This is a genomic window from uncultured Marixanthomonas sp. (assembly GCF_963974425.1).
In the GTDB taxonomy this organism is placed as follows: domain Bacteria; phylum Bacteroidota; class Bacteroidia; order Flavobacteriales; family Flavobacteriaceae; genus Marixanthomonas.
The window spans coordinates 36776-53195 of sequence record NZ_CAXBCK010000023.1; the positions used below are offsets into that span (position 1 = coordinate 36776).

The window sequence follows — 16420 nt, forward strand, 5'->3', positions numbered from 1 at the left end:
AATTATCCATCAAGTTTATTTACTTTATTCATCATCATTACGCCATGCACTAAGGTAGCGCCACTTTTAATAGCAGCACCAACGTGAATAGATTCCATCATTTCTTCTTTAGTAACACCACGTTGTAGCGCGTCTTTTGTGTAGGCATCAATGCAATATGGGCATTGCTCGGTGTGTGCAACAGCTAATGCGATAAGTGATTTTTCACGGGCTGTTAGTTTGCCTTCTTCGAATACTTTTCCGTAGTAATCAAAAAATTTTTCTCCTAATTCTTCACTCCATTCAGTGATTTTTCCAAATTTCCGAAGGTCTTTTGGATCATAATAATCTGCCATGATTGCTAGTATTTATTATAGTTACGAAAGTTAAACCTCTTTGGTTTTACTTCGGTAAATATAACAAAGTAGTCTTTTGAAATACAAAAAGCTTACGGAAGATTTAGATTTGCAGTCAAAAGTGTATGCAACTGCATTTGTAAAATGTTTGTTATTTCATATCAATTTAAAGTTATGAGAAGCTAATAATAAGGACTTCTTTCAGCGTATAACAAGTTGACAATAGAATAAACCTCATAAGTTTTATCTTTTAGTAATAAAGACAATCAATGCAAAAGTTTAGGTATTAAATTATCTTTTCAGTAATTAGGGTTTTGAGACACAGTGTTAAAGTATTGTTTAAAATTATTTAAAGATAATAGAAGCCATTACATTTAACCGCTCGAAACATAAAGTGAGAACAGAGAAATTTTTTTACCCTTTGTGTTTAAAGTAAAACTGACAAATAAATAAAGAATTTACTATGGATGTTGTTAATGAAGCACTACAATTTGAAGAAGAAACTACAAGCTTTAAGTCTACAAATGAGCGAATAGTAGCTTCAAAGAAAGCTAAGAAATTAATATTGGCATTAAACGAACGTTATAAAAAGACGAAAGATGCTAAATTAATGGATATTATGAAACGCCTAACGGCCATTAAAAAGAAAGCTGAGAAAAGAATCAAAGCAAAAATTGTAGTTTAAAAGTTGCTTTCAAGGTATTCTTTTAAGATAACGGCTTGATTGTATTTTTCATCTTTTGCGCCGAATAACAGGGTCACCTGTTTTTCTTTAGCAATAGATGCAATTTCTTTTAAGTCATTAGTATGTTTTGAAAGTTCCTTTTTGTATCTATTCTTGAACTCTGCGAAGCGTTCATCTTTGTGATCAAACCATTTTCGCAAATCGGTGGAGGGAGCTATGTCTTTATTCCAGTCATCCAAACGCGCATCTTCTTTGCTAACACCTCTTGGCCAAACCCTGTCTACCAATACTCGATGTCCGTCTCGGTTTGCAGCGTCTTCGTATATGCGTTTGGTATGTAGTTTCATTATTCCTCTTGTTTCCAAAGCGTAGGGAAGAACTTGCGTTGCTGAAATTTGGGATGTAGGTATTTTTTCCATTCAGATCCGCCAGTAGCGGTTTTATTCTCTCCCTTTTTGTCTAAATAATGTCTGGCAGTGTTTAAATGCACTAAAGGCCATTCTACATTATATAGCTTGTCGAATTCTAAAATTACTTTTTGAAGTGCTGAAGAAGGGTTTTCAAGTTGCAGGAATTTTTCTTCCAAAGAGTTTCCTTTCACTTTATTGGCGAGGTCAATAAAAGAATCTAAATATTTTTCTTCAAACTGACGCATTGTTAATGTTTTTGAACCTGTTTTATGGTTATATCCAGCGTCCCGCCAATAAATATGTTCAAAATAATCTTTGGTTGAAGGATTTTCAGGAAGTCGTTTTTTGCCTTCTTCGTTTACTAAGTTTTCTAATTTAGTGCAGTAAATCTCAATATATCTAAATTGCGCACTTTGAAATCCACTAGCTGGGGTTAACGTAGAACGGAAAATATTGTAATCTTCATAGCTCATTCCGTCTTTCATAATATCGAAAGAAGTAATGAGCATGTTCACATAACGGTTTAAGCGAGAAAATTTATCGAGCCAGATTTCTTCGTCCACACCATCCATTTCAAAAAGCTGAATAATTTCGTGACGAACCATTTTCAAAAGTAATTCAATTACCTGATGGTACATAATAAAGATTTTTTCATCTTTAAAATCGGTACGTGGTTTTTGAAGAGAAAGCAAGGTTTCAACCTCAATGTAATCCCAATAATTAATGGGTTTAGCTTGTAAAAGTCCCTTAAGGTAGGTGTCTGGATTTTCACCTAGGGCGGTGTATTTTTCGTTGATTGCTTTTATAATGTCTTCTTGTTTCATACGAATGCCCAGGAAAAAGGGTGTCTTTTTTTGTTATTTTATCTTAAGCTATAAAGATATTTAGATTTTTGGAATTTCAATAGGATAGACTTGGTAAATAGAGCGGTTTTAAAAAACAAAAAACCCGAAACAAACGTTTCGGGTTTATGTGGTACCTCCAGGAATCGAACCAGGGACACACGGATTTTCAGTCCGTTGCTCTACCAACTGAGCTAAGGTACCTGCTTAAAGCGGGTGCAAATATAAACGTTATTTATATTTTGCAAAACATAAAGGTAAAAAATATTCTAATTTTTTTTCATTCGTGTCTAGTTAAATTAAAATTGAGTTCTTGTTTTGCTGTTGGATTTAAAGAGGAGTCTTCTGTAACACAATGTTAGGTAAGCTTAATCACTTGTATGTTTTGTTTTGGTTTTACAGAACGAATATAAATTGACTTGTAGATTATACGAATCAATTCTTGTTTCTAAAAACGAAGCGTTCTAACATCTTAGTCGGACACGAATAATATTTTCTCACTTTAATATCCTCTTAACAATCTTATGTCCCTTCATTGTTTATTTTTACGCACTTACTTAAAAAAATGAACTTAATAATTGATGTAGGAAACACCTTAATCAAGCTCGCTATTTTTAAAAATGGAGAGCTTCAGATTAAAAAAACGACAATTAAAGGTGATTTTTTGGAAGCCCTATCAGAAATAAAGAATAAATACCCGCAAATTGAAAAATGTATCATTTCAAGTGTGGGTAAAATAAGTGAAACGCATTTTACAAAGCTGAAAAATAGCTATTCAGTATTAGTTTTAGACCATACAGTGGCCATCCCTTTTAAAAATGAATATGCAACACCTACCACATTGGGGGTTGATCGTATTGCATTAATAAGTGCTGCAGCGGTGGAATACCCTAAAAAAAATGTTCTGGTAATCGATGCGGGAACTTGCATAACGTACGATTTTCTTTCTGAGGATAACAATTATAAAGGAGGTGCTATTTCACCGGGTTTGCAAATGCGCTACAAAGCAATGCATACGTTTACTGAAAAACTTCCGTTATTGGAAGCAGAGCAAATAGGCAAGTATATTGGGAGTTCTACGATTGGGTCTATGCACAGCGGTACCGTTAACGGAATTTGTTATGAAATTGATGGTTTTATTGCGGCATATGCAACCGATTTCAAGAATTTAACAGTTATTTTAACAGGAGGGGACGCTCATTTTTTGCGAGATCGCCTAAAAAATGACATCTTTGCCACCTCAAATTTTTTATTGCAGGGATTAAACCACATTTTAGAACATAATAAACATTGATGTTAAAACGAATTATAGTAACGGTTTTAGTACTATTTATAGCAAGTGCTGCTATGGCACAGGAAGGAACCACGTCCCCGTATTCATTTTACGGAATTGGTACTTTAAAGTTTAAAGGTACTGCCGAAAATAGAATGATGGGAGGGTTAGGCGTTCTTTCAGATAGTATTCACCTTAATCTTCAAAACCCAGCTAGTGTAGCAGGACTTGAATTGGTAAATTTTACTGTTGGAGCTAGTCATAAACAAAGTACATTGAAAACCGACGGCGACTCTCAAAATGCGTCGACCACTTCTTTAGATTATTTAGCAGTGGGAATTCCAATGGGTAAGTTTGGAGCCAGTTTTGGTTTAATACCTTACACTTCGGTAGGGTATCAATTACAAAACGAAAGGGAGACAGAAACAGGAACATCTATTACTAGATATACAGGATCAGGTGGTATAAATAAAGCGTTTTTAACGTTGGCATACCAAATTACGCCAAAGCTTAGTTTTGGGGTAGATGCAAATTATAACTTCGGAAACATTGAAAACAAAGCCCTAAATGCTCAAGAAGGGATCGAATTTGCTTCCCGAGAGACAAATACATCTGATTTATTAGGATTTAGTTTCAATTTTGGAGCAGCGTATAAAACTATGATAACGGAGAAGTTGGAACTATCCACCTCATTAACGTACACTCCTGAAACCGATTTTACATCAGAAAACTCACGAGAAATAGCGTCGGTTATTATCAATTCTGAAGGTGCCGAAGCAATTGTTGATGCTAGGGATGTAGAGGTTGAAGACACTGACTTTTCTTTTCCTTCACAAATTACCATCGGGGCAGGGATTGGAAAGCCTAAAAATTGGTATGTAGGGGCTGAGTATACCAACCAAAAAACGAGTAATTTTACCAACCGTACGTTCTCACTTGATAATGTTGAGTTTAAAGATGCGTCGAAATACAGAGTAGGTGGTTTTTATATACCTAATTATAATGGATTTGGCAGCTACTGGAAACGTGTTGTTTACAGAGCGGGAATGCGTTTTGAGGGAACGGGAATTAACGTAAATGGAGAAGATATTAATGAGTTTGGCATATCTTTTGGAGTAGGATTACCAGTAAGTAAGTCATTTTCTAATATCAACCTCGGTTTTGAGGTAGGAAGGCGTGGAACTAATGACGCTGGTCTAATTCAAGAAAATTTCTTTAACGCATTTATAAGCTTGTCATTAAATGACAGGTGGTTTCAAAAAAGATTGATAGATTAATTATTAAACACTAAACTATACCTATGAAAACGAAAGCGATTTTAATTTTAACGGCCTTAACCTTATTGGTTGGTGGTAAGAGTTTCGCTCAAATGGACGATTGTCAACTTAACTTGTCCTTATTTGTTGAGCCGGCCAAAGCTAAAAATTATGAGGCTGCATTGCCTTATTACGAAAAACTTATAAAAGATTGTCCAAATTATAATTTGGCAACGTATCAATATGCCGAAAAAATGTTTAAGCATTTTATAGATAACGGTGATAAAGAAAAAATTCAAGATTTAATTGAATCATACAACCTTAGATTAGAGAATTTTCCTAAGAAAACAAAACAAGGGGAAGTATTATCAGATATAGCTAAGCTTAAGTATGAAAATGAAATTGGTACGAAGCAAGAGCAGTTTGATGCTTTTAATGAAGCTTTTACCAAGTATGAGGAAGACTTTACAAGCCCGAAAGCTTTATATGCTTACTTTTCGTTAGCAGTAGACTTATATGATGAAGGTAAGAAAGACATTCAAGAAGTTTTTGATCTTTATGATGCTGTAACGGCTAAAATAGAGAAAGAAGAAAATGCGTTGGCCGAAAAGCTTACTAAGTATATGGACAAGCAAGATGCTGGTACAGATTTGTCTTCTAAAGAGAAAAAGTATATGAGCGCTTATGAAAATAACTTGAAAGCTTATGGCCAAGTTAAAGGAAGTGTTAACGGTAAGTTGGGTATTCTTGCAGACTGTGATAACTTGATTCCGTTATATGAAAAAGATTTCGAGAACAAGAAAGACGATGTAAACTGGTTAAAAAGAGCTGCAGGTCGTTTAAGTGCTAAAGAATGTGATACGCCACTTTTCTTTAAATTAGTACAACAATTACACAACTTAGAGCCTTCAGCAAAGTCTGCATATTATTTAGGTCAGCTTGCTGATCAAGAAGGGAATACAAGCAAAGCTATGGAGTACTATAACGAAGCGGCCGATCTTGAAACAGAACCTGCTGCAAAAGTGAAAATCTATAGAAGAATTGCAGATAACTTCCGTAATAAAGGAAGCTATGGTCAGGCAAGAACGTATTACAGAAAATTATTGGAGATAAAACCTTCTGATGGTACTTCATACCTACGTATTGCTACAATGTACGCTAAAAGTGCAAACAACTGCGGTACTACTCCCTTTGAAAAAAGAGCCATTAACTGGAAAGCTGCAGAGATGGCAGATAAAGCAGCCCGCGTAGATGCAGCAGTTGCCTCTTCAGCAAGAGCAGCAGCTAGTAGTTACAGACAACGTGCGCCTAGTAAAAATGATATCTTTAGTCAAGGTATGGCCGGAAAAACAGTTACATTTAGCTGTTGGGTTGGCGGTAGCGTAAGGGTACCTAATTTATAAGGATGATCACTTTCAATCATAGTATTAAAAGCGTGGTGGCAATTTTATTTGCCATCACGTTTTTTTCATGTGAAGGAAATTATAAAAACGTAAAAAAATTGTCATTAAAGGACAATGAACCATTAGGTATAGGAAAAGATGTTAACTTTAAATACACCGATTCTGGTAAAGTTATTGCCAATGTAATTACACCATTGTTTTTAGATTTTTCAAGTTTAAAGTTTCCTTATAAAGAATTTCCAGAAGGAGTAGAAGTACGGTTCTGGAATGAAAAAGATCAAAAAAGTACCGTTACCTCAAAGTATGCCATACAATATGAAGAAACAGGGATTATAGATTTAAGGGATAGTGTCGTTTTGGTTACCCACGATAGTTTAGTGTTGCGGGCAGACCAATTGTATTGGGATCAAAAAAATCAATGGGTTTTTACGAATCAGCCCTATCAAATTGAATTTAAAGATGGCTCGTACAACGATGGAGCTTGGTTCGATTCTAGTCAAGATTTCACAACCTTTCTGTCTAGAAAAAATGAAGGAGTACAGTTAATAGACACAAAAAAAGAAGAAAAAGATGCACAAGAAAATATTTAAACTCTTTGAATACGTTTATTTAGTAATGGCAGTATTCTCACTCTATTTGGTGTGGGAAAATTGGGCAGATAACCGTACCCGCGCTTATTTATTTGCTTTTTTTGCTGTAGTTGCTATCTTTATGTTCTTCTTTAAGCGTAATTTTCGTAAAAAAATAGAAGAACGCAACAAAAACCAATAATGGAAGTAAGTATTCTTGTTATTCTCAGTATGCTTATCCTTTCGGCTTTTTTTTCCGGGATGGAAATTGCTTATGTTTCTTCAAATAAAGTACATATTGAAATTGAAAAGAAACAAAATGATTTATTAGCAAAAGTACTTAAGAAAATAACCCGCCGTCCCTCAAAATTTATTACCACTATGTTGGTTGGTAATAATATAGCGCTGGTTATTTATGGTCTGTTTATGGGCGATTTGTTGATGGAGTTCATCCCGCTTAAAGGGATGTCTGGTCTATTGGTGCAAACAATTATCTCTACATTGGTGATTTTACTTACCGCGGAATTTTTGCCCAAAGTATTCTTTCAAATTTATGCAAACAAACTCATCAAGGTGTTTGCAATCCCAGCGTACTTCTTTTATATGTTGTTTTCTGTAATTTCCGAATTTGTAATTTGGATTTCAGACTTGGTTTTAAAAGTCTTTTTCAAGACTAAAGGCGATACAATCCAGCTTACGTTCAGTAAAATGGAACTAGGGAATTACATAAGCGAACAAATGGAAACCGCTGAAACGGACGATGAGATGGACAGCGAGATACAAATATTTCAGAACGCTCTGGATTTTTCCGAAGTAAAATCGCGAGAAGTTATGATTCCTAGAACCGAAGTGGTAGCAGTCGATATTAAAACGACGCCAAAGGAATTAAGTAAGCTTTTTACTGAAACAGGACTCTCCAAAATATTGATTTATAAAGAAAATATAGATGATATTGTTGGGTATGTACATTCTTTCGAGCTGTTTAAAAAACCAGCAACAGTCAAAAAAGTTTTGATACCAGTTGTATTTGTACCCGAAACCATGCTGGCAAAAGACGTGTTGAATATTTTAGCACGAAAACGCAAAAGTATTGCGGTGGTAATTGACGAATATGGTGGTACATCTGGTATTATGACGGTTGAGGATATTATTGAAGAACTTTTTGGTGAAATTGAAGATGAACATGATAGTACCGAACTAACTGAAGAAGTTCGAGCAGATGATCATTATAGGTTTTCCGCCCGTCACGAAGTAGATTACCTAAATGAATCTTACAAATTCAACCTCCCTGAAAACGAAAACTATGAAACATTAGGAGGTCTTATCGTATATTTTACCGAAGGTATTCCCAATCAAGGTGAAATTGTCGAGATTGAAGGTTTCCTTTTTAAAATTCTTGAAGTTTCAAACACAAAAATTGAAATGGTAGAGCTATTTATTAGAGAAGAAGGCTAGTCTTTTAAAACATTAACACGCCATATTCAATTTTTTTTAACAAAGTTTTTTATTAATGCGTTGAAAATGGTATTTTCGCCCACTGAACAAAACTAAAAACAAGCTCTTTAAAGCCTTGACTAGTAGTAAAAGGTAGAAAGGGATGTACCACCAAAACCTTCTCGTTTGCTAAAACGAATGAGAAGTTAGATAAACTTGATTAACAGATGGCAATATTAAACAGTATTAGAAAAAGAGGAATCTTCCTTATTTTAATTATCGCATTGGCACTTTTCGCCTTTATTTTGAGTGACGTTCTTGCAAAGGGATCGGGTATTGGTAAAGACCAAGATACCGTGGCAATTGTTAATGGCAAAGAAATTTCTCGCCAAGACTTTATGCAACAAGTAGAGACTGCCCAGCGTAACTTAGGCCCAAATGCAACTTCGGCACAAGCAATGAATATGGTTTGGGAGCGTGAATTGCGAAACACCTTGCTTACCGAGCAATATGAAGAGTTAGGTCTTGTTGTAGAGAAAGAACAATTGAATAATGCGATGCGTGCTTCTTTGGCTAATAATCCTACATTTCAGAATGAATTAGGTGAATACGATGAAGGTCTAGTACAGCAATACGTTGCAAGTATTAAGGGTAACCCACAATTGTACGGCCAGTGGCAAGATTACACTGAAAACATTAAGGAGGCTACGCTTCAAAATATGTATGTAAATCTTGTAAAAGGAGGTTTAACTTCTACATTGGCTGAAGGAAAACAACAATATCATTTTGAAAATGATAAGATAAACCTTCAGTATGTTCAGGTTCCATATACCAAAATTGCCGATGAAGATGTTTCTGTTTCTGATGAAGAAATTAAACAATACATCAATGAGCATAAAAGTGAATACGAAGTAGATAAGCAAATAGATATTCAATATGTATCTATTTCTGAAGTTGCTTCAGATAAAGATATAGAAGAAGCCAATGCAAGTGTAGCGGCTTTATTGGATGATCGTGAGGAGTATGAAAACACGGTTGTTGGTTTCAGAAACACAGATGATAATGAAGCATTTGTAAATGAATATTCAGATCAAGAATATGCAGACCGTTGGTATTTCAAAAAGGATTTGCCTGAACCATTGGTAGATACGATCCCTTCAATGAATACAGGTGATATTTACGGACCATATAAAGTAGGCAATACATTAAACCTAAGTAAGGTAATAGCCGTTGAGCAATTGCCTGACTCTGTAAAATCTAAACATATTTTAGTTCGTTTTACTGGTTTACAAACTGCTCCACAAGATGTAACTCGAACCAAAGAAGCAGCTAAAAAATTAGCAGATAGTCTTTCAACGGTAATCAATAAAGATAAAAGTAAATTTGAAGCGTTGGCAGCAGAGTTTTCTGAAGACAATTCAAATAAAGATAAAGGTGGTGATTTAGGTTATGTAGGGCCTGGTAGAATGGTGCCTGCGTTTAACGATTTCATTTTTGATAATAATGAAGGTACGGTAGGTGTTGTTGAAACCAACTTCGGTTTTCACGTTGCACAAGTAGAAGAACAAAAAAATAAACAGCGTGCAGTTAAAATTGCTACGGTAATAAAAAGTATAGAGCCTTCAGAATCTACTATTAATAATACGTTCTCTAAAGCCACTAACTTTGAAGTAGCGGCAAAAGATGGTGATTTTTCTGAGGTTGCAAAAGAACAAGATTTAACTGTACGTCCAGTAAATAAAATTGGTGAATTAGATGCTAATATTCCAGGAGTTGGTAATAACCGTACCATTATTACTTGGGGATTTGAAGAAGAAACTGAAGTTGGCGATGTAAAACGTTTTAACATTCCAGGCGGTTATGTAATTGCCCAGGTTACTAGAAAAAGCCCGAAAGGCGTGATGAGCGTATCAGAAGCTTCAACAAAAGTTACCCCTATAATTAGAAATAAAAAGAAAGCTGAAAAAATTAGAGCTTCTATTTCTGGTTCAACAGTTCAAGACGTAGCTAATAGTCAAAGCGTGCAAGTACAAACGGCAACAGCTGTAACAATGGCAAACCCAACAATTCCGGGTGCAGGAAGCGAACCTAAAGTAGTTGGTGCAGCATTTGGTGAAAAAGCTGGAGAGACTACCGAGTTAATTGATGGTAAGTCTGGCGTATTTATGGTACTTGTTTTAGCTGTTAACAAAGCGCCAGATCTTGATAACTATGCAAGTTATGTAAATCAACTTAATGCAGGTAACAATGCTGTTAGCAATCAAGTTTACCAAGCACTGAAGAAAAAAGCAGATATCGAAGACAATAGAGCTAACTTTTATTAATCGAAAGTAGCTCTTCAAAATAGTAAAACCTTCCCATTTTTGGGGAGGTTTTTTTATAATAGCATATCAGTAAAAGGGATAATAGTAGTGTAGCCTTTTTTTCGGAAATATTCCTGATTTGTTTCATCGCCCGTTGCCAGCACGAAATCACCACCCCAAGCACCGAGGCTTTTTACAGTTCCTTTAAAGTCTGGGAATAACCTTTCTTGAATGGGTTTGATTTTTATAATTTCAGAAATTGTTTTTTCATGGCTTTGCATCAGATTTTTAAAATCCTGAAGCGTATAGCAGAGCAGAAGTTTTTTTCCAAGATCTGAAATTTTTTCAATGTCATTTTTAGAAACTTTCGCATTTCTATAGTGTGCGATTCCTTCCTTGCTATCCTGTTTTTTATTGAGATGCACAAAAAACAAATGATCTTTAAAATCCCAAAGTAAATGTGCCTTTTTAATAGAAGGCTGTCCTTCGTATAATTGATAGAAAAAGGGTGTTTTTTGTTGTGCAGCTGCAATATCGTACCCACTGCCTCCAAAACTATTTTTCAGTAGTGTGAAGGCATCTATTTGCGCCCATTGGGCAATATTGTTAATTAGGGTGGAAGAGGAGCCTAAGCCCCAATTTTGAGGGAAATCCAGTTCGGTAGTAACATGTATTCCTTCGGTGTTATTTAAAAAGTTAGGGTTTAAGCGTTTTGCTTCTCTTAAAATATTTTGAAGGGTATTTGCTATTGCCGGTTTGTCGGTTCCTTCCACTTCAAAAGTATCGCCAGTGAAAGCCGCACTGAACCAACACTGGTTTTTAAAGTCAAAACTGTTCCAGAGCAATTCGCCTTTTGTGGTAGGTTCTATTGTTAGTCTCTGTCCATATTTTGTTGGGATGGCTAGGGCAGTCGCTCCATCTAGCACGACATATTCTCCGGTGAGTAATAATTTTCCGTTACTGTAAAAAGTGTTGTTCAAAATTAAGATCGTAATTGTTTTACATACGCTATTACTGCACTGTGAGAAACTGTATTGTCATTAAAATGAGCAACAGCAATTTTTTTTTCTGTTTCTGAAGCATCTACTTGATTTAAAATATTCATCAAGTGCATTTTCATATGCCCTTTTTGAATACCCGTAGTGACCAACGAACGAATAAGCGCAAAATTTTGTGCCAGACCAGCTACTGCTACCAATTCCATTAGCTCTTTAGCATTCGGTTTTTGTAATAAATCAAATGCAAATTTTGTAAGAGGGTGTAACGATGTAAGTCCGCCAACGGTGCCTAACGCTAAAGGTATTTTTATAGAAAAAGTAAAGACGTCGTCCTCAATTTTAGCATCTGTTAAGCTTGTGTATTTACCGTCTTTTGATGCGTAGGCGTGAACACCTGCTTCAACTGCTCTAAAGTCGTTACCAGTCGCTAAAATTAAAGCGTCAATCCCATTCATAATTCCTTTGTTGTGTGTAACAGCGCGTCGGGGTTCGGCTTGAGCAATGTGTATGGCGCGAACAAACTTGTTTGCAAAGTCTTCGCCACTAATATCATTTTGTGCTAATTCTGTTGTATTACAGCTCACTTCGGCTTTAACCAAGCATTCTGGCACATAATTAGAAAGAATGCTCATCACAACTTCAGGAAAAGTGTTAGTGGTTATAAATGGTTTATACGAATCTGCTTCAGCTTCAAATGTTTTTGCAACTTGCTCTAAACAGCTATTAATAAAATTGGCGCCCATGGCATCCAATGTTTCGAAGGTGCAGTGTAATTGAAAATAGCCGTTTAATGTTTCATTTTTCGAAATAAGTTCAATATCTAACAAGCCACCGCCACGCTTTTTCATATTTTTCTGAATGGTGGAAACACTTTCAATCAGTTTGGGCTTTACTTCAGCAAAAAACGAAATGATATCTTGTTCTTTTCCGAAGTAATCTAAATGCACTTGTCCGTTTTTCTGTGTAGAAAGTACTTGGGCCTTAAACCCGCCACGATCTAGCCAAAATTTTGCAGCATTGCTAGCAGCCGCCACTACAGAGCTTTCTTCAATGACCATGGGTAGTGTGAAGAGTTTTCCGTTAATTAAAAAGTTAGGGGCAACTCCAAAAGGCAAATAGTAATTGGTTACCGTATTTTCAATAAAATCATCGTGTAGCTTTTGAAGTTTTTGATCTTCGTTCCAGTATTGTTGAAGCGTTTGCAATGCTTCAGAATTGTTGTTTAGATAGGTTTTTGTTAACCAATCTATTTTTTCTGCTTTCGTCTTTTTTGAAAATCCAGTAACGGGCTTCGCCATATTTGTAAAATTGAGCTACAAATATACTATTTATAGCATTGTTGAAAAGAGCAAAGTTGCCAACAATAGACCGTATTTAACACAAAAAAGCACCTAAATTTCACGAAAATTTAGTAACATTGGCGTAATAAAATTTTAACAGTTTGAAAAAAACAGCTTACACCTCATTATTACTGCTTTTCCTTACGGCAGTTTCAACAATAACAGCACAACAAAATAACATAACTTTAGAAGATATTTGGGGCGGCGAATTTAGAGCCGAACGCCTTGATGTTTTACGTTCTTTAGATAACGGGAAAGAATACTCTGTTTTAAATAGAAGCAAAAATGGTTCAACCATCGATGTATACGATTATAAAAGTGGAAAAAAGGTCCGAACTTTACTAAATTCAAGCAATTTACCAGAAGTAGAACAAATTATTTCATATGAGTTTAGTGACGATGAAGGTAAAGTATTATTAGCTACAAAATTGAAGCAAATCTATAGACGTTCTTCATTAGGAACGTATTATGTGTATGATTTAGATTCTAAAAAATTGGATTTAGTTTCAGAAGATCAAATTCAAGAACCATACTTTACAAAAGACGGCAGTAAAATTGCTTACGGAAAAGACAATAACTTGTTTATTAAAAACTTGAAAAGTGGCGAGACGCTTCAAGTTACTTCCGATGGAAAAAAGAACAGTATTATAAATGGAATTACTGATTGGGTGTATGAAGAAGAATTTGCTTTTGTTCGTGCCTTTGATTGGAACAAAACCGGAAATAAATTAGCTTACATAAAGTTTGACGAAACTGAGATTCCTACTTTTTCTATGGATATATATGGGCAAGAATTATATCCTACACAAGATATGTTTAAATATCCAAAAGCAGGAGAGCCAAATTCAAAAGTTTCATTGCATATTTATAATCTAAATACAGGTGCAACCGAAACAATTGACCTAGAAAACTACAACAGCTATTACATACCACGCATTAAATGGACCGAAGAAGAAAATGTGCTTAGTGCCCAATTAGCCAATCGCCATCAAAATACGGTTGATTTAATTTTTGTTAATGCAATGGATAACAGTACGAAACTGATACATCAAGAAAAAGACGATGCGTATGTTGACATTGACGATAACCTTACTTTTTTAAACGATAACAGTTTTATCTGGACCAGTGAAAAAAGTGGATGGAACCACATCTATCAGTATGATAAAACAGGAAAATTAATTAACCAAATTACAGACGGTGATTGGGAAGTAACAAATTACTATGGTTTTGATCAAAATACAGGTCGAATCTATTACCAAAGCACCGAAAATGGAAGCATAAACCGCGATGTGTATTCTATATTGCGTTCAGGAGAAAACAAAGTGCGTTTAAGTGATAAAACTGGAACCAATAGTGCTGCTTTCAGTGCAGATTACACGTATTTTATTAATACATTTCACGATACTGAAACGCCTTACTTGTTTACATTAAATAGAGCCAAAAACGGTAGGCTAATACGTGTGATTGAAGATAACAAAGCACTTAAAAACAAGGTGGATGGTTATGTTCTTTCTGAAAAGGAATTCTCTACTATTTCAATAAATGGGAACGACTTAAATATGTATACCATTAAACCAAAAGATTTTGACCCAAACAAACAATATCCAATGTTTATGTACCAGTACTCTGGTCCGGGATCTCAAAATGTTTCAAATTCTTGGAACGGCTCAAACGATTATTGGCACCAAATGTTAGCGCAAGAAGGCTATGTGGTTGTGTGCATAGATGGTCGTGGTACAGGACTTAAGGGGCGTGATTTTAAAAAAGTGACCCAAAAAGAATTAGGTAAATATGAAGTGGAAGACCAAACTGCAGCAGCACAAAAATTAAGTGAGTTACCGTACATTGATGCTTCCCGAACCGGTATTTGGGGCTGGAGTTATGGTGGCTTTATGAGCTCAAACTGTTTGTTTCAAGCACCCGACACGTTTGAGATGGCCATCGCTGTAGCACCTGTTACTAGCTGGCGCTTTTATGATACCATTTATACCGAACGATACATGACAACTCCACAGGAAAATGCATCTGGATATGACGAGAATTCACCTATCTCACACGTAGACAAATTAGAAGGTGATTATTTATTAGTACATGGAAGTGCCGATGATAATGTAAACGTTCAAAATACAATGCGTTTAGTAGAAGCCTTAGTGCAAGCAAACAAACAGTTTGACTGGGCTATTTATCCCGATAAAAACCACGGTATTTATGGCGGGAATACGCGCTTACACTTATATACTAAAATGACCAATTTCATTAAAGAAAATTTATAAAAAGAATAACTAAACTAATCCTTTAAGATTATGGCAGATACAATGCAATATAGTAACCGCAAAGAATTATTTGGGCATCCAGTAGGCCTATTTATCTTATTTTTTACCGAAATGTGGGAGCGTTTTTCATATTATGGAATGCGAGGGATTCTCGTACTATATATGGCAGCATCAGCTACTGCTATTGATCCAGGTTTAGGATGGAGCAATAAAGATGCAATTTGGTTGTACGGCTGGTATACCATGTTGGTATATGTAGCATCTATACCAGGCGGTTGGATTGCAGATAAATTTTTAGGACAAAAAAAGACCGTCATGTTAGGTGGTATATTGCTCTGTTGCGGACATGGCGTTTTAGCAATTCCCCAAGACTGGGCATTTTATTTAGGTCTTATTCTCATTATTTTGGGAGTAGGAGGCTTAAAACCTAATATATCAACTATGGTTGGTGGCCTTTATAAAGAGGGAGACATTAGAAGAGACAGTGGATTTACTATATTTTATATTGGTATTAATATTGGTGCTTTTTTAGCAAGTATTACAGTTGGTTTAGTTGCTTATTATTACGGATGGCACTATGGTTTTGGTTTAGCTGGAATTGGTATGCTTTTAGGGCAGATAGTTTTTATTTGGGGGCAAAAATTTTTGAAAGGTGTTGGCGAGTTTACTGGCGGTGACCAAGTTTCTGAAGAAGAAAAGAAAGCAGCGAAACGACCGTTAAATAAAGTTGAAAAAGATCGAGTAGTCGTATTGCTTATTTCCTTTTTAATAGTGGTTGTATTCTGGGGTGCTTTTGAGCAAGCTGGAGGGTTAATGAACCTTTATACAGATGCAAAAGTAGATCGATATATTGGTCTGAGCTGGTTAGAAGAAATCCCGGCGGCTGTTTTTCAATCCTTAAATGCAGGTTATATAATCATTTTCGGTACAATTGTAGGAGGTTTTTGGATATGGTGGAAAAAGAAAGGACGAGAGTCTTCCTCACTTTTTAAGATGGCTATAGGAACTATGATAATGGGTCTAGGTTATGTTTTTATGATGTTTGCATCAAAAGAAGCAAGTGCTGAAGTATTTGGTAAGGCAGCTATGGTTTGGATTTTCTTGGCCTATTTGTTTCATACTATTGGTGAACTTTGTACTTCACCAGTAGCATTGTCTTTTATTACAAAATTAGCACCTTTAAAATACGCTTCCATAATGATGGGGGTTTATTTTGCGGCTACAGGTTTTGGTAATAAATTAGCTGGTAATATAGGCGAGTCAGCTCAATTGGAGCCTTATGAAGGTAAAATGATTGTT

Annotated in this window: 15 protein-coding genes and 1 tRNA gene; 10 read left to right on the top strand and 6 right to left on the bottom strand. The window is 35.5% G+C overall.

Translation table 11 applies throughout. The features are described 5' to 3' along the window. Positions 1–2: 2 nt before the first annotated feature. A complete protein-coding gene (locus AACZ92_RS08425; RefSeq protein WP_339699738.1) occupies positions 3–338 on the bottom strand; it encodes an arsenosugar biosynthesis-associated peroxidase-like protein in 336 nt (111 codons plus the stop codon). Positions 339–798: 460 nt separating this feature from the next. Between AACZ92_RS08425 and AACZ92_RS08430 the strand changes: the two genes are divergently transcribed. Then, positions 799–1020, top strand: a complete 222-nt coding sequence (locus tag AACZ92_RS08430) for a hypothetical protein (protein ID WP_117157849.1) — start codon at positions 799–801, stop codon at positions 1018–1020. On the opposite strand, the gene AACZ92_RS08435 is transcribed toward AACZ92_RS08430, so the two are convergent. The 3 genes from AACZ92_RS08435 to AACZ92_RS08445 form a co-directional block, all read right to left on the bottom strand. After that, positions 1017–1367, bottom strand: a complete 351-nt coding sequence (locus tag AACZ92_RS08435) for a DUF488 family protein (RefSeq protein WP_339699695.1) — start codon at positions 1365–1367, stop codon at positions 1017–1019. The two genes, AACZ92_RS08430 and AACZ92_RS08435, sit on opposite strands and share 4 nt — an antisense overlap. Then, complete coding sequence (locus AACZ92_RS08440) at positions 1367–2254, bottom strand: tryptophan 2,3-dioxygenase family protein (RefSeq protein ID WP_339699698.1); 888 nt, start codon at positions 2252–2254, stop codon at positions 1367–1369. Before AACZ92_RS08440 ends, AACZ92_RS08435 begins: the two co-directional genes overlap by 1 nt. 149 nt (positions 2255–2403) lie before the next feature. Beyond that, positions 2404–2476 (bottom strand) — tRNA-Phe (locus AACZ92_RS08445). A gap of 361 nt (positions 2477–2837) precedes the next feature. Here AACZ92_RS08445 and AACZ92_RS08450 point away from each other — a divergent pair. The 7 genes from AACZ92_RS08450 to AACZ92_RS08480 all read left to right on the top strand — a co-directional run bounded on the left by AACZ92_RS08450 (position 2838) and on the right by AACZ92_RS08480 (position 10531). Continuing rightward, a complete protein-coding gene (locus AACZ92_RS08450) occupies positions 2838–3566 on the top strand; it encodes a type III pantothenate kinase (RefSeq protein ID WP_339699700.1) in 729 nt (242 codons plus the stop codon). Next, positions 3566–4822, top strand: a complete 1257-nt coding sequence (locus AACZ92_RS08455) for a hypothetical protein (RefSeq protein ID WP_339699703.1) — start codon at positions 3566–3568, stop codon at positions 4820–4822. Before AACZ92_RS08450 ends, AACZ92_RS08455 begins: the two co-directional genes overlap by 1 nt. 23 nt (positions 4823–4845) lie before the next feature. Beyond that, positions 4846–6204, top strand: a complete 1359-nt coding sequence (locus AACZ92_RS08460) for a hypothetical protein (protein ID WP_339699706.1) — start codon at positions 4846–4848, stop codon at positions 6202–6204. Between the two features lie 2 nt (positions 6205–6206). Beyond that, positions 6207–6794, top strand: coding sequence for an LPS export ABC transporter periplasmic protein LptC (gene lptC / locus AACZ92_RS08465; protein ID WP_339699708.1), 588 nt, complete (start codon positions 6207–6209; stop codon positions 6792–6794). Then, positions 6775–6975, top strand: a complete 201-nt coding sequence (locus AACZ92_RS08470) for a hypothetical protein (RefSeq protein ID WP_339699711.1) — start codon at positions 6775–6777, stop codon at positions 6973–6975. Before lptC ends, AACZ92_RS08470 begins: the two co-directional genes overlap by 20 nt. After that, on the top strand, positions 6975–8228 hold the full coding sequence (locus tag AACZ92_RS08475) for a hemolysin family protein (protein ID WP_339699714.1): 1254 nt from the start codon (positions 6975–6977) through the stop codon (positions 8226–8228). Before AACZ92_RS08470 ends, AACZ92_RS08475 begins: the two co-directional genes overlap by 1 nt. 206 nt (positions 8229–8434) lie before the next feature. After that, positions 8435–10531 carry a peptidylprolyl isomerase gene (locus tag AACZ92_RS08480; RefSeq protein WP_339699717.1) on the top strand — a complete coding sequence of 699 codons (2097 nt, stop codon included), beginning with the start codon at positions 8435–8437 and terminating at the stop codon, positions 10529–10531. A 53-nt stretch (positions 10532–10584) separates the two neighbouring features. Here AACZ92_RS08480 and AACZ92_RS08485 read toward each other — a convergent pair whose 3' ends face one another. Together AACZ92_RS08485 and AACZ92_RS08490 are read right to left on the bottom strand one after the other, a co-directional pair. Next, positions 10585–11490, bottom strand: coding sequence for a GYDIA family GHMP kinase (locus AACZ92_RS08485; protein ID WP_339699720.1), 906 nt, complete (start codon positions 11488–11490; stop codon positions 10585–10587). A 2-nt stretch (positions 11491–11492) separates the two neighbouring features. Further along, a complete protein-coding gene (locus AACZ92_RS08490; protein ID WP_339699723.1) occupies positions 11493–12806 on the bottom strand; it encodes a hydroxymethylglutaryl-CoA reductase, degradative in 1314 nt (437 codons plus the stop codon). A 143-nt stretch (positions 12807–12949) separates the two neighbouring features. Between AACZ92_RS08490 and AACZ92_RS08495 the strand changes: the two genes are divergently transcribed. Together AACZ92_RS08495 and AACZ92_RS08500 are read left to right on the top strand one after the other, a co-directional pair. Continuing rightward, a complete protein-coding gene (locus tag AACZ92_RS08495) occupies positions 12950–15121 on the top strand; it encodes a S9 family peptidase (RefSeq protein WP_339699726.1) in 2172 nt (723 codons plus the stop codon). A gap of 30 nt (positions 15122–15151) precedes the next feature. Further along, a partial coding sequence (locus tag AACZ92_RS08500) for a peptide MFS transporter (protein WP_339699729.1) occupies positions 15152–16420 on the top strand: 1269 nt, incomplete at its 3' end.

What these genes read in the sequence shown, in the direction of transcription:
- AACZ92_RS08430 (WP_117157849.1), top strand. Translation starts at nt 799, where the DNA reads ATGGATGTTGTTAATGAAGCACTACAATTTGAAGAAGAAACTACAAGC.
- AACZ92_RS08435 (WP_339699695.1), bottom strand. Translation starts at nt 1,367, where the DNA reads ATGAAACTACATACCAAACGCATATACGAAGACGCTGCAAACCGAGAC.
- AACZ92_RS08440 (WP_339699698.1), bottom strand. Translation starts at nt 2,254, where the DNA reads ATGAAACAAGAAGACATTATAAAAGCAATCAACGAAAAATACACCGCC.
- AACZ92_RS08450 (WP_339699700.1), top strand. Translation starts at nt 2,838, where the DNA reads ATGAACTTAATAATTGATGTAGGAAACACCTTAATCAAGCTCGCTATT.
- AACZ92_RS08455 (WP_339699703.1), top strand. Translation starts at nt 3,566, where the DNA reads ATGTTAAAACGAATTATAGTAACGGTTTTAGTACTATTTATAGCAAGT.
- AACZ92_RS08460 (WP_339699706.1), top strand. Translation starts at nt 4,846, where the DNA reads ATGAAAACGAAAGCGATTTTAATTTTAACGGCCTTAACCTTATTGGTT.
- lptC (WP_339699708.1), top strand. Translation starts at nt 6,207, where the DNA reads ATGATCACTTTCAATCATAGTATTAAAAGCGTGGTGGCAATTTTATTT.
- AACZ92_RS08470 (WP_339699711.1), top strand. Translation starts at nt 6,775, where the DNA reads ATGCACAAGAAAATATTTAAACTCTTTGAATACGTTTATTTAGTAATG.
- AACZ92_RS08475 (WP_339699714.1), top strand. Translation starts at nt 6,975, where the DNA reads ATGGAAGTAAGTATTCTTGTTATTCTCAGTATGCTTATCCTTTCGGCT.
- AACZ92_RS08480 (WP_339699717.1), top strand. Translation starts at nt 8,435, where the DNA reads ATGGCAATATTAAACAGTATTAGAAAAAGAGGAATCTTCCTTATTTTA.
- AACZ92_RS08490 (WP_339699723.1), bottom strand. Translation starts at nt 12,806, where the DNA reads ATGGCGAAGCCCGTTACTGGATTTTCAAAAAAGACGAAAGCAGAAAAA.